The sequence below is a fragment of the Teichococcus coralli genome (genome assembly GCF_009829925.1).
Lineage (GTDB): Bacteria > Pseudomonadota > Alphaproteobacteria > Acetobacterales > Acetobacteraceae > Pseudoroseomonas > Pseudoroseomonas coralli.
In genome coordinates this window covers 344944-357155 of sequence record NZ_SNVJ01000001.1, presented here as the reverse complement: position 1 = coordinate 357155, position 12212 = coordinate 344944, and the positions used below count along the sequence as shown (strand labels likewise).

At 72.9% G+C, this 12212-nt stretch carries 11 protein-coding genes; 4 read left to right on the top strand and 7 right to left on the bottom strand.

The annotated features are described in order from the left end of the window. Positions 1-5: 5 nt before the first annotated feature. Entirely contained in the window at positions 6-893 is an 888-nt protein-coding gene (locus E0493_RS01680; protein WP_160935165.1) for a polysaccharide deacetylase family protein, read from the bottom strand. Positions 894-991: 98 nt separating this feature from the next. On the opposite strand from E0493_RS01680, the gene cydD reads away from it, so the two are divergent. The 3 genes from cydD to E0493_RS01665 all read left to right on the top strand — a co-directional run bounded on the left by cydD (position 992) and on the right by E0493_RS01665 (position 5016). Further along, positions 992-2674: a thiol reductant ABC exporter subunit CydD gene (gene cydD, locus E0493_RS01675; protein ID WP_160935164.1), complete on the top strand. Its 1683-nt coding sequence runs from the start codon at positions 992-994 to the stop codon at positions 2672-2674. Beyond that, a complete protein-coding gene (gene cydC / locus E0493_RS01670) occupies positions 2671-4335 on the top strand; it encodes a thiol reductant ABC exporter subunit CydC (protein ID WP_160935163.1) in 1665 nt (554 codons plus the stop codon). Before cydD ends, cydC begins: the two co-directional genes overlap by 4 nt. Positions 4336-4413: 78 nt before the next feature. After that, entirely contained in the window at positions 4414-5016 is a 603-nt protein-coding gene (locus E0493_RS01665) for a YidB family protein (protein WP_160935162.1), read from the top strand. Here E0493_RS01665 and E0493_RS01660 read toward each other — a convergent pair. The 3 genes from E0493_RS01660 to E0493_RS01650 are packed head-to-tail and all read right to left on the bottom strand — an operon-like array spanning position 5010 to position 8014. Beyond that, the gene (locus tag E0493_RS01660; RefSeq protein ID WP_160935161.1) at positions 5010-5816 is read right to left on the bottom strand and encodes a tetratricopeptide repeat protein; all 807 of its coding nucleotides are present in this window, start codon (positions 5814-5816) and stop codon (positions 5010-5012) included. The two genes, E0493_RS01665 and E0493_RS01660, sit on opposite strands and share 7 nt — an antisense overlap. 57 nt (positions 5817-5873) lie before the next feature. Beyond that, positions 5874-6815, bottom strand: coding sequence for a hydroxymethylglutaryl-CoA lyase (locus E0493_RS01655; RefSeq protein ID WP_160935160.1), 942 nt, complete (start codon positions 6813-6815; stop codon positions 5874-5876). Beyond that, positions 6812-8014, bottom strand: a complete 1203-nt coding sequence (locus E0493_RS01650) for a CaiB/BaiF CoA transferase family protein (protein ID WP_367614436.1) — start codon at positions 8012-8014, stop codon at positions 6812-6814. Before E0493_RS01650 ends, E0493_RS01655 begins: the two co-directional genes overlap by 4 nt. Before the next feature lie 41 nt (positions 8015-8055). On the opposite strand from E0493_RS01650, the gene E0493_RS01645 reads away from it, so the two are divergent. Continuing rightward, entirely contained in the window at positions 8056-8736 is a 681-nt protein-coding gene (locus E0493_RS01645; RefSeq protein ID WP_160935159.1) for an IclR family transcriptional regulator, read from the top strand. Position 8737: 1 nt separating this feature from the next. On the opposite strand, the gene E0493_RS01640 is transcribed toward E0493_RS01645, so the two are convergent. The 3 genes from E0493_RS01640 to E0493_RS01630 are packed head-to-tail and all read right to left on the bottom strand — an operon-like array spanning position 8738 to position 12186. Further along, positions 8738-9562, bottom strand: coding sequence for an ABC transporter permease (locus E0493_RS01640; RefSeq protein ID WP_235913522.1), 825 nt, complete (start codon positions 9560-9562; stop codon positions 8738-8740). Continuing rightward, positions 9559-10491, bottom strand: coding sequence for an ABC transporter permease (locus E0493_RS01635; protein ID WP_160935158.1), 933 nt, complete (start codon positions 10489-10491; stop codon positions 9559-9561). Before E0493_RS01635 ends, E0493_RS01640 begins: the two co-directional genes overlap by 4 nt. A gap of 21 nt (positions 10492-10512) precedes the next feature. After that, positions 10513-12186 carry a peptide ABC transporter substrate-binding protein gene (locus tag E0493_RS01630; RefSeq protein ID WP_160935157.1) on the bottom strand — a complete coding sequence of 558 codons (1674 nt, stop codon included), beginning with the start codon at positions 12184-12186 and terminating at the stop codon, positions 10513-10515. Positions 12187-12212 lie beyond the last annotated feature (26 nt).

The window sequence follows — 12212 nt, the reverse complement described above, 5'->3', positions numbered from 1 at the left end:
GCGCCTCAGCTCATCATCCCCTCCGGCATGCTTGCCACGTGCTCGGCGATCTGCCCGGCGGTGGCGAACCAGGCGAGGTCCTGCCGCGCGGCGATATGTTCCAGCGCGCCACGCAGCGCCCGCAGCCGGTAGGGCTGGCCCACCAGATAGGGGTGCAGCGCGATGCCCATCACCTGGGGCCGGCCGTCCTGGATCTGCCGCAGGCGCTCCTCGAAGTCCGCCACGATCATGGCGGCGAACTGCTCGGCGCCGTCCCTGCGCACCGCGATCGCGGGGACGTCGTTGACTTCCTGCGGGTAGGGCACGGCCAGCAGCCGCCCGGCGCGCGTGCGCATCCAGATGGGCTGGTCGTCGGCGCACCAGTTGAGGGTATAGCGGTAGCCCGCCTCCGCAAGCAGGTCCGGGGTGTGGTGGCTTTCGGCGATCCAGGGCGACAGCCAGCCGCTCGGCCGCAGGCCCTCGGCATTGGCGATCGCCGCCGTGACCTCGGCGATCATGGCCCGCTCGGTGGCCTCGTCCATCGTGCTCTGCCGCTCGCTGTTGGTGCGGCCATGAGCGGCGATCTCGTCGCCGCGGGCGCGGTGCGCCGCCACCAGGCTCGGCGCGTAGTCGTACATGGCGCTGTTCAGCAGCACCGTGGCCGGCAGGCGGAGCGCCTCCAGCACCTCGATCAGCCGCCAGGCGCCGACCCGGTTGCCGTAGTCGCGCCAGGCGTAGTTCAGCACGTCGGGCTGCGGGCCTCCCGGTGCCAGTTCGGCGCCCAGCCCCTCGCCAAAGGCGAAGTGTTCCAGGTTGATGCCCAGGTAGACCGCGAGCTTGGCTCCCCCGCGCCAGGAGTAGGGAGGGCGGTCGGGCCAGGGATGATAGTCGTAGCGGCCATGTCTGGGCAGCATGAAGGGTCCCTCCACTCCTCTGGTTGGGCAGCAGGCGCAGCATAGGCCATCGTCGCTCTGCGGTTTTCGTACGGCATGAAACCGGCTAGAAGATGTCCATGTCCAAGCCCCTGCCGGCTGAGGCGGTCCGGGCGCGTTCCCTGCTGTCTGCCACGGCCCGAGAGGGCCGCGCGCGACTGTCGCGCCCGATCCTGCTCGGCCTTGCTTCGATCGCCTGCGGTCTTGCCCAGGCGTGGTTCATGTCGCACCTGCTCGCCACCCTGCTCGGCTACGGGCAGTCCGGCTGGCCGGACTTCGCCGCCGCCGCGGCGCTGGCGTTGCTGGCCATCGCGCTCGGCATCGCGCAGGAGCGCGCCCAGGCCGCTGCCGGCGCGGCCGCGCGAGCCGGCCTGCGCCGCCGCGCCTTCGCCCGCCTGCTGGCTGCCGGCCCGGCCGATCACCGGCCGGCGGGCGAGCGCGCGGCCCTGGTGGTGGACCGGGTCGAGGCGCTGGATGGCTATTTCGCCCGCTGGCTGCCCGCCGCCGCCCTCGCCGCCGCGGGGCCGCTGCTGATCGCCATCGTGGTGGCCTTCGAGGATCCGCTGAGCGGCCTCATCCTCTTCGTCGCCGGGGCGCTGGTGCCGGTCGGCATGGCGCTGACCGGCATCGGCGCGGCGCTGGCCAGCCGGCGGCAGTTCGACGCGCTGCAACACCTCTCCGGCCGCTTTCTCGACCGCATGCGGGGCCTGCCCCAGCTTGTGCTGTTCCGCCGCCAGGAGGCGGAGGCGCAGGCGCTTGGCGCCGCCGCCGACGAGCTGCGCCGCCGCACCATGAAGGTGCTGCGCGTCGCCTTCCTTTCCGGCCTGACGCTGGAGGTGATCGCCGCCGCCGTGCTGGGCTGCCTCGCCTGGCGCCACGGCAACATGCTGGTGGGCGGCCATCCCGATCCACAGGCGGCGTTGTTCTGCCTGCTGATGGTGCCGGGCTTCTTTGCGCCGCTGCGGGCCTTCTCCGCCGCCTATCACGAGCGGATGGCGGCGCAGGGCGCCGCCGCCGCGCTGGCGCCGCTGCTGCAGGAACCGGCAGCGGGCGAGACCGGGCTGCAACTGGCCGAGATCCCGCCCAGCGTGGTCGTCACCTTCGAGCATGTCAGCCTGACCTACGACCCGGCGCGCGGCCCTGCGCTGGCCGACCTTTCCTTTCGCGTCACGCCCGGCGAGGCGCTGGTGCTGGCGGGGCCTTCCGGCTCCGGCAAGTCCTCGGTGCTGCGGCTGCTGATGGGCTTCCAGCGGCCCGATGCCGGACGCCTCGCCCTGAACGGGCGCGACGCCACCACGCTGCGCCCGGAGGAGCTGCGCCGCCTGACCGCCTATGTCGGGCAGAAGGCGCATCTGTTCCGCGACACCATCCGCGAGAACATCCGCCTCGCCCGCCCCGAAGCCACTGCGCCCGAGGTGGAGGCCGCCGCGCGCGCCGCCCAGGTGGCGGACTTCGCCGCCGCCTTGCCGCAGGGGCTCGACACGCTGGTGGGGGAGGGCGGCTTCGGCCTTTCCGGCGGGCAGGCGCAACGCGTGGCCATTGCCCGCGCCTTCCTGCGCAACGCGCCGCTGGTGCTCCTCGACGAGCCGACGGTGCATCTCGATCCCGGCACGGAGGTGCAGGTGCTGGATAGCCTGCGACGCCTCTGCGCCGGCCGCACGGCGATCATCGCCACCCATTCCCCGGCGCTGCGCGCCCGTTTCAACCGCGTGCTGGAACTGGAACAGGGGCGCGCCGTCACCTCCCGGATGGCCGGCGAATGATCGCGATGCTGCATGACCTCCTGCGCGTGCTCGGCCTTTGGCGGGCGCGCCGGGGCTGGCTGCTGGCCGGCGCCCTGATCGCCATGCTGGCGGCGTTGGCCGGCGTGGCGCTGCTGGCGCTGGCCGGGCGCGGCGTTTCCGAGGGGCTGCGCCACGGCGCGCTGACCGGCGTCGCGGTCGGGTCGCTGCTGCTGTTGCGGCCGTTGATCCTGGTGCGGCCCGCCGCCCGCTACCTGGAGCGGCTGGTGACGCACGCCGCCACCTTCCGTGCCCTGGCCGATACTCGCATCTGGTTCTTCCGCCGCCTCGCGGAACGGCTGCCCTCCGGCCTGGGCATGCGCCGCGCGGGCGACCTGCTGGGGCGCCTTGTTTCCGACGTCGAGGCGCTGGACGGGCTCTATCTCCGCGCCCTGGTGCCCGGGGCCGCCGCGCTGGCGGTGGTGCTGGCGCTGGCGGTGCTGCTGGGCTTCGCCGGGCCGGCTCTCGCCGCCGTGGTCGCCCTGCCGCTCGCGCTCGCCCTGCTGCTGCCGCCGCTGCTCGCCCCCGGTGCCGCCCGTGCCGCGGCCGAGGTGGCTGAAGCCCAGGGCCGGCTGCGCACCGCCGCCGTGGATCCGCTGCTGGGCCTGGAAGATACGCTGGCGGCCAACGCCGAGGGGCGCGCCGCGGCGCGCCTCGACGCGGCCGGCCAGGACCTTGCCCGCACCCAGGCATCCCTGGCCCGTCGCGCCGCCTGGAGTGGCGCCAGCGGCACACTGCTGACGCAGGCGGCGCTGCTCGGTGCGCTGGGGTACGGCCTTGCCGGCGGCCCCGGCGCGGCCGCCGGTGCGGTGATGGGCCTTTTTCTTGCGCTCGCGGCGGGCGAGGTGCTTTCCGGCCTGCCACGTGCCGGCACTGCCTTGGCCGCGGCCGGGGCCGGCGCGCACCGTCTCTTTGAAGCTGCCGATACGCCGCCGCCCGTCACCGAGCCGGCGCAGCCGGCGGCGCTGCCGACTGGCCATGCCATTCGCGCCGAGGATCTGCGCTTCGCCTGGGCCGGGGACCGCGCACCCGTCTTCGAAGGGCTCAGCTTTGAGCTTCCCGAAGGCGGCCGGCTGGCGCTGCTAGGCCCCTCCGGCGCCGGCAAGTCCACGCTCGCAGCGCTGCTGCTGAAGCTGGCGGCGCCGCAGGGCGGGTGCATCACCCTGGGTGGCGTGGACATCGCGGAGCTTTCCGCCGACGCGGTGCGCAGCCGCATCGCCTGCCTGACCCAGGATGCGCGCCTGTTCGACGACAGCATCGCCGCCAACCTGCGCATCGCCGCGCCGGACGCGGATGATGCCGCGCTCTGGCAGGCGCTGGAGCGGGCCGGCGTGGCCGATGTGGTGCGCGCCTTGCCGGAAGGCCTGCAGACGCAGTGCGGAGAGGGTGGCGCCCGTTTCTCCGGCGGCCAGGGACGGCGTCTCGCCCTGGCGCGTGCGCTGCTCTCGCCGGCGCGCGTGCTGATCCTGGACGAGCCCGCTTCCGGCCTGGACGCGCAGGCCGAGCGCACCTTCCTGGAAACGCTGGAATCCGCCACCGAGGGGCGCAGCGTCATCCTCATCACGCATCGCCTGCTTGGCGTGGAACGGCCGACGCGGATCCTGCGGCTGGTCGGCGGCCGCGCCATGCCCGCCATGGGATGATCCGCCGGCCCCATCGCGCCACGGCAACAGCGCCGGCCATGGCGCGTTAAGTCCTCCAAGTGTGAGGAGAATCGAACGATGAGCGGATTGTTTTCCGGGCGCGGCGGCGGCGGCCTGACCGGTGGCCTCTCTGGCGGGGTCAAGATGGCAGCGATCGCGCTGCTTGTGCATCAGTTGATGAAGCATGCGCGGCAGGAGGGCGGTGCCGCGCCCGCCCAGGCCACCCCCGCCGGCTCGGAGGGTACCGGCTCGGAGGGTATGGGTGGCCTGGGCGGGCTTCTCGGTGGACTTCTGGGTGGAGGCGCGACCGGCTCGGCCGGAGGTGGCCTGCTCGGCGGCTTGGCTGGGATGCTCAATGGTTTGCGGAACCAGGGCATGGGCCCGCAGGTCGACTCCTGGGTTGGGCACGGCGAGAACCGCCCCGTCTCCCCCCAGGAGTTGGAGCGGGAGTTCGATCCGCAGGAGCTGGATGAGGCGGCACGGCAGGCGGGCACCGATCGCCAGCGCCTGCTGGAGGAGCTGAGCCACACGCTTCCCCATTTCGTGGATCGCGCCACACCGAAGGGCGATGTTCCGCAACGCGAGGAGGAGATTGGCGGCGGCGGGATCGGCGGCCTGCTGAGCAGCCTCCTTGGAGACAGGCAGGGCTCAGGCCCTGGTGCTGCGCCGCCGCGTCACTGAGCTTGTGCGGCGCCCGCTTCGGCGTCGAGCAGCGGCACCAGCCTCGCCCTGATCTCTGCGGCAAGGGCGCGGAGGGCCGGCTCGGGGCGGGCCGCCAGCCGCGCCGCCATGCTGCCGAGAAAGCCGGGCGAGCCGGTGGCGGCCGCCTGGCGGAACCAGCGCAGCGCCGCCTCGGCGTCGCCTTCCGCGAGGACCAGCGTGCCCAGGTTGAACTGCGCGCGGAAATCCCCTGCCGCGGCGGCGCGGGCATAAAGGGCGAAGGCGGCCTGCCGGTCGGTCGGGCCTTCCCAGCCTTCCTCCAGGAAGCGCCCCAGCAGGGTCAATGCCTTGGGGTGGCCCTGCACGGCCGCGCGGCGCACCCAATGCAGCGCCTCGGCCCGATCCTCAGGCGCGCCACTGCCACGCGCCAGCAGGACGGCGAGGTTGTACTGTGCCCAATCAAGCCCTTTTTCGGCGGCTTCGCGATACAGGACGGCGGCCTGGGGCAGGTCCACCGGCACGCCCCAGCCCAGCTCGTGGCAGCGCCCAACCATGTTGATGCCTTCCAGGCTGCCGGCCTGGGCGGCGGTGCGGAACCACGCATGGGCGGCGGCACGGTCCATCCGCACGCCGCGCCCCTCCAGCAGAATCTGGCCCTGCAGCAACTGCGCCTGGAGCAGCCCCGCTCGGGCGGCGGCCGCGATCCAGCGCGCCGCCTCCTCGGGCGGGCCTGCGAAGGCGGCCTGGAGCTGTGCCGGACTGGCGGCGCGGATCTCGGCGAGGCTGAGGGGCGGCGGATGGTCGGCGCGGCGGCGAAGCATGCGCCATATATGCGATTAAGAATCCCTCGCAACAATCCCCTTTGCCGGTGAGGTGCTTCAGCCGCGCGCCGTCAGCCGTCCGCCTTGCTTCACCCGCCCGGGCAGGGAATGGCCGACCACCGCCTCGGCCAGACGTCCCGCCGCGATCAGCCGGTCGAGGTCGAGGCCTGTCCCGACGCCGCACTCGGCGCAGAGCAGGGCAAGATCCTCGGTGCAGAGGTTGCCCGCGGCGCCTTCGTGCTTCGCGAAGGGGCAGCCGCCGAGGCCGGCGATGGCGGCGTCGAAGCGGGCGACACCCATGCGCAGGCCTTCCCAGGCGTTCACCATGGCCATGCCGCGCGTGTCGTGCAGGTGCAGCGAGATCTCCAGCTCGGGCCACTTGTCCCGCACCGCGCCGACCACCCGCTGGATGGTGAGCGGCGTCGCCCAGGCCATGGTATCCGCCAGCGAGATCACCGGCCGCTCCAGCCCGGCGCCGCCGGCAAGGGAAAGGATCGCCGCGATGCGGTCCAGCACCGCGCTGACCGGCACCTCGCCCTGAAAGTTGCAGCCGAAGGCCGCCATGATGGTGGCGCGGGCGAAGGGGATGCGATGCTCGGCATACAGCGCCATCAGGGCCGCGGCGGCGGCGAGGTCCTGCTCGCGGTCGCGGTTCTGGTTGCGTTTGCCGAAGACCTCGGAGGCGGAGACCGAGACGCTTCCGTCCAAGGTCAGGTTCGGCGCCACCAGGGCGCGCAGGAAGCCTTTGGCGTTGAGCCAGAGCGCGCCGAAGGCGACGCCCGGCGGCGGCTTCAGCGCGGCGCAGACGGCCTCGGCGTCCGCCATGCCGGGCACCCGGCGCGGGTCCACGAAGGAGACGGTCTGGATGCGCTTCAACCCGGTTTCGGCGAGCGCGTGGATGAGTTCGAGCTTTCGGGCAGTCGGAATTTCGCCCTTCTCGAACTGAAAGCCCTCGCGCGGGCCTTCCTCGCGGATCTCGATGCGGTTGGGCAGGCTCATGCTTCGGTCTCCGCGTCCGGCAGGGTCAGGATGCCGTCCCGCCGCAGCGCCGCCTGCTCCTCCGGCGAGAGGCCGAGGCTGGCCAGCACTTCGGCCCCGCCTTCGCCGACATGCGGCGGCTGGCGGCGCAGGGTCAGCGGGGTGTTCTCGAAGTGCAGCGGCGTCATCGGCAGCGGCGCGCGGACGGTGTCGGTCAGCGCCGTCTCGCCCATGGTGCCGCTGGCCAGCAGGTGCGGGTCGGCGAAGAGATCCTCGGGATGCGCCACCGGGGCGCAGGGGATGAAGGCGGCGCGGCAGCGGCGCAGCACCTCCCCGACCGGCCAGCCGGCGATCAGCTTCTCCAGCACGGGCATGATGCGCTCCCGCCCGGCGACGCGCTGGCCGTTGCTGTCAAGGGAGAGGTCGGCGCCGAGCTCCTCCAGGCCGAAATGCTGGCAGAGGCGCTGCCAGTGCTGGTCGCTGGTGACGCCGACGAAGACCTGCCCGTCCTGCGCCTGGAACACGTCGTAGATCGCCCAGGTGATGCGGCGGGCGGTCATCGGCGGCACGCGCTCGCCGGCGATGGCGCCGGCCGCCATGTGCTGGCCGACCATGAAGGCTACGCTTTCGAACAGCGAGGCCTGCACCTTCTGGCCCTCTCCGGTCTGCTCCCGCTGGCGCAGGGCCGCCAGGATGCCGACCACGCCGAAGACGCCGCCCATGATGTCCACCACCGAGGTGCCGGCACGCATCGGGCGTCCGGGCAGGCCGGTCATGTAGGCCAGGCCGCCCTGCATCTGCACCACCTCGTCCAAAGCCGGCAGCTTCTCATAGGGGCCGGGCAGGTAGCCCTTCAGCGCGCAGTACACGAGTCGCGGGTTGATTGCCCGCAACTGCTCCCAGCCGAGGCCGAGCCGCTCCATGGTGTCGGGCGCGAAGTTCTCCACCAGCACGTCGGCGGTGGCGACCAGCTTCTCCAGGACGGCCTTGCCGCGCGGGTCTTTCAGGTCCAGCGCCAGGCTGGCCTTGTTGCGGTTGTAGGTGGCGAAGAAGCCGGTGCCGAAGCCGCCCAGCCGCCGCGTGCGGTCGCCCTGCGGCGGCTCAACCCGGATGACCTCGGCGCCCAGGTCGGCCAGCACCACGCCGCAGGAGGGACCCATCACGGTGTGGCCAAAATCCAGCACACGGAGGCCGGCGAGGGGGAGGGCGTTGGTTGACACAGGAATGTTCCGCTAGACAGAATGGTGTTCTGTGGAACAGCATGGAACTCCCGCTCATGGCGGTCAAGCCGGAAGCGCCGGCCGAAGGCGTTGGCGCTGTGGACCGGGCCCTGGCCATCCTCTTCGCCTTTCAACCCGGCGACAGTGTTCTGACACTGGCGGAGCTCGCGCGCCGGACAGGGTTCTACAAGAGCACGCTGCTGCGGCTGATCGCCTCGCTGGAGCGGGCACGGATGCTGGTGCGCCAGGGCCAGGAGGCGCGCTGGCGGCTTGGTCCGGCCTTGATCGGCCTCGGCCTGCAGGCGGAGCATGGCCTGGCTCCGTTGCGCGAGATGGTGCCGGCCGTGCTGCGCCGGCTGGCCGCGGACACTGGCGAGAGCGCGAGCTTTTATGTCCGCGAGGGCGAGTTCCGCCTTTGCCTTTTCCGCGAGGAGGGCCACCACCCCGTGCGTGACCATTTGCTGCCCGGCTCCCTTCTGCCGCTCGACCGCGGGGCGGCGGCGCATGTGCTGCGTGGCGCCGGGCTTTCGGTGAGCATCGGCGAGCGGGATCCGGAACTGGCCGCCATCGCCGCACCGGTGCGTGGCACGGGCGGGGTGCTGCTCGGCGCGCTCTGCCTCTCCGGCACCGCCACGCGCTTCGGCGACAAGGTGCGGCGGGAGGCCTTGGCGGCGGCGCTGGAGCGGGAGGCGGTGCAGCTCTCCCGCCAGCTCGGCGGCTGACTCAGGGGCGGGAAAGGCCGTCCGCCACCAGGCTGCAGCCGGCGATGGCGAGCAGGATGGCCAGCCCTGGCCAGAGGGCGGCCAGCGGCGCGGCGAAGACCGCCTCCTGCGCGTTGGCCAGCATGTTGCCCCAGGAAGGGGTGGGCGGCTGGATGCCGAGGCCGAGGAAGCTCAGCACGCTCTCGGCCAGGATGGCGCCGGCCACCGCCAGCGCCGAGGCCACCGCCACCGGGGCCACCAGCCCGGGCAATACGTGGCGCCACAAAAGCCGCGCCTCCGTGACGCCGAGCGCCCGCGCTGCGCGCACGTAGTCGCTGGCCAGGATGGTAAGCGCCCCCGCCCGCGTCAGCCGCGCGACGCCCACCCAGCCGAACAGAACCAGGATGGTGACGATGCGCAGCATGTCGGTCACCGCCTCGCCGCGCGGCAGGCCGAGCCGGGCGGGGTCCATGGCGGCGAGCAGCACCAGGATGGGCAGGGCGGGCAAGGCGAGCAGCCCGTCGGCGAGGCGCATCAGCACCGTATCCACCCAGCCGCCGCGCCAGGCTGCCAGGACGCCGAGGGCGGTGCCGAGGACCGAGGCGGCGAGCGCCGTCGCCAGGCCGACGCCGAGCGAGATGCGCGCGCCATAGAGCAGGCGGGTGAGGAGGTCCCGCCCCAGCTCGTCGGCGCCGAGCGGATGGTCGGGCGAGGGCGGGGCGTAGCGGGCGAAGAGGTCGGGGGCGAAGGGGTCCTTGCCGATCCAGCCGGCGGCGAGGGGTGCGATCAGCGCGGCCAGGGCCAGCAGGGCCAGCAGCAGCAGGCCGAGGCGCAGCCGAGTCATCATGCGTCGAGCCGCGGATCGAGCCAGCGCTGGGCGAGGTCGGCGGCGAGGGTGGCCAGCATGGTCACCAGGGCCACCAGCAGTAGCGCCAGCAGGGCCAGGTTGTAGTCGTTGCCCATGACGGCGTCGTAGAGCAGCTTGCCCATGCCGGGGCGGGCGAAGACCGTCTCCGTCACCAGCGCGCCGGAGACCAGGCCGCCGGCATCCAGCGCCAGCAGGGTCAGCAGCGGCACGGCGGCATTGGGCAGGGCATGGCGCCAGAGCACCCGCGCCTCGGAGCCGCCGCGCGCGCGGGCGCTGGTGATGTGCGGCCGCGCCAGCTCGGCGGTGAGGGCGGCGGCGGCGTGGCGGGCATAGGCGGCCATCTGGCCGAAGGCGATGGTGGCCACCGGCAGTACCAGGAAGGGCAGGACGGAGCCGCCCGGCTCCGGCGCGCCGCCCGCCGGCAGCCAGCCCAGCCGCACGGCGAAAAGGATGATCAGCAGGATGCCCAGCCAGAAGGAGGGCACCGCCTGGGCCAGAAGCGTGGCGGCATCCACCAGCGGTGCCGCGCGCGGCCGCAGCGCCGCCAGCCCACCGAGCGCGACGCCGGCCGCCGCCGCCAGCGCCACCGCCGCGCCGACCAGCACCAGTGTCGAGCGCAGCGCCGGCCAGAGCACCGCCGGCACCGGCTGGGCGAAGAGGCGGGAATAGCCGAACTCGCCGCGCAGCACGCCACCGGCCCAGGCGAGGTAGCGCTCCAGCATGGGTTGGTCGAGGCTGTGCAGGGCGCGCAGGCGCGCGATGTCCTCCGGCGTCAGGCGCGGGTCGGAGAAGAGTGCGAGCGAGACCGGATCGCCCGGCATCAGCCCGATCGCGAACCAGGCGGCCAGCGAGAGCAGCGCCAGGGTCAGCGCGATCTGCGGCAGCCGCAGGGCGGCCAATCTCAGCATCGGGGCCTCAGCATCGTGACCTCAGGGCGCCCGCCATTCCGTCACCCAGAGCGAGGAGTAGTTCTGGTGGCCGGTGGGCGTCACGCCCTCCAGCCAGCGCGGCCCGACATATGCGTCCGAACGGTGCCAGAGCGGCAGCACCGGCAGGTCCTCGGCGATGCGGCGCTGCAGCTCGAACCAGAGCGGCCTGCGCTTCGCCGCGTCCAGCGTGACGGGGATCTGCTCGATCAGCCGGTCCACCTCGGCATTGCTGTAGCCCGTGTAGTTCTGACCGGACCAGTTGCGCTCCGCGCGCGGGATCTCCTCCGAATGGAAGGTGGAGCGCGGCACGTTCTCCGGACTGCTGACCCAGGCGAACATCGCCAGGCCGGTGAAGCGGCGCTTGCTCACCGTCTCGCTGAAGAAAACCCGTGGCGGCTCGTTGCGGATGCGCGCCTCGACACCCACCGCGCGCCACATGCCGGCCAGGATCTGCTGCACCTGCTCGCGCGCGCGGTTGCCGGCGGTGGTCATGAACTCCAGCGAAAGCTTCTCGCCGGCGGCGTTGCGCCGGATGCCGTCCGTTCCCGTGCGCCAGCCGGCCTCGTCCAGCAGCTTCGCGGCGCGGGCGGGGTCGAAGGGATATTTCGGCGTGTCCGGGTCGTACATGACGTCGCGCGGATGCACGCCGCCCGCCGCCACTTCCTGCCGCCCCTCATAGAGCCGCGCCACGATCTGCGCGCGGTCGGCGGCCAGCAGCAGCGCCTGCCGCACGCGCCGGTCGGCGAGGGCCGGGTTGTCGAGCATCAGGTCGATGTGCTCGTAGGTAAGGCCGGGCACGAAGTCGAAGCGGAACCGGTCGCCGGTGCGGCGTTGCAGGGCGATGGCCTGTTCGAGCGGCAGGCCCAGCTCCCCCGCCACCATGTCGAGCTGCCCGGCGAGCAACTGCGCCTCCAGCGCCGCGGTGTTCTCCACCGTGCGCACCTGGATACGGTCGAAGGCTGGCGCCTGGCCGGACCAGTGCGCGTTGCGCTCCAGCGTCACGCCCGCGCCAGGCTGCACGGCGCCGACGCGGTAGGGGCCGTTCCACAGCGCGGGGTTGGTGGTCTCCGTCTCGTAGGCGGAGCGGGTGCGGTAGTTGGCGCGGCCGGCCTCCCAGCGCGGCCGCTCGATGCGCGCCGGCAGCGGCTGGAACTGGCCGAGGCTGGCGTAGTCGAAGGTCACCTTGTCGAAGCGCAGGGTGAAGCTGTGCGGATCGTCGCTGAGGAACTCGTAGGCCGAGCGGTAGAACTCGGCCGGGCCGAAGCCGGTCTCGAAGGCGCGGCCGGCCTCCCAGGCGAAGCGCATGTCCTCGGCGGTGACGGGCGTGCCGTCGCCCCAGGTCCAGTCCTTGCGCAGGCGCCAGGTGATGCGGATGCCTGCCTTGCCGTCGGGCGTCTGCTCCAGCACGGCGTCGCCGTTCTCCAGGCTGGGCAGGCGCTCGCAGCCGAGGCAGGCGAGCTTCCATTCGGCGTCGTAGGCGGTGACCGGGCGCAGCGCGAAGCCTTCGATATACGCCTTGGCGGCCATGTTCTCGATGTTGGGATGAAAGTTCGCGGGATACTGGCTGAGGCCGATGGTCAGGCTGTCGCGCGCCAGGGCCGGCGGCGCCCCGGGCAGGCTTGTGGCGAGCAGGAGGAGCAGCCCACGGGCAACACGGCGGACGGCACGGGCCATTCGGCAACTCCCCTCAAGCTTCAGGC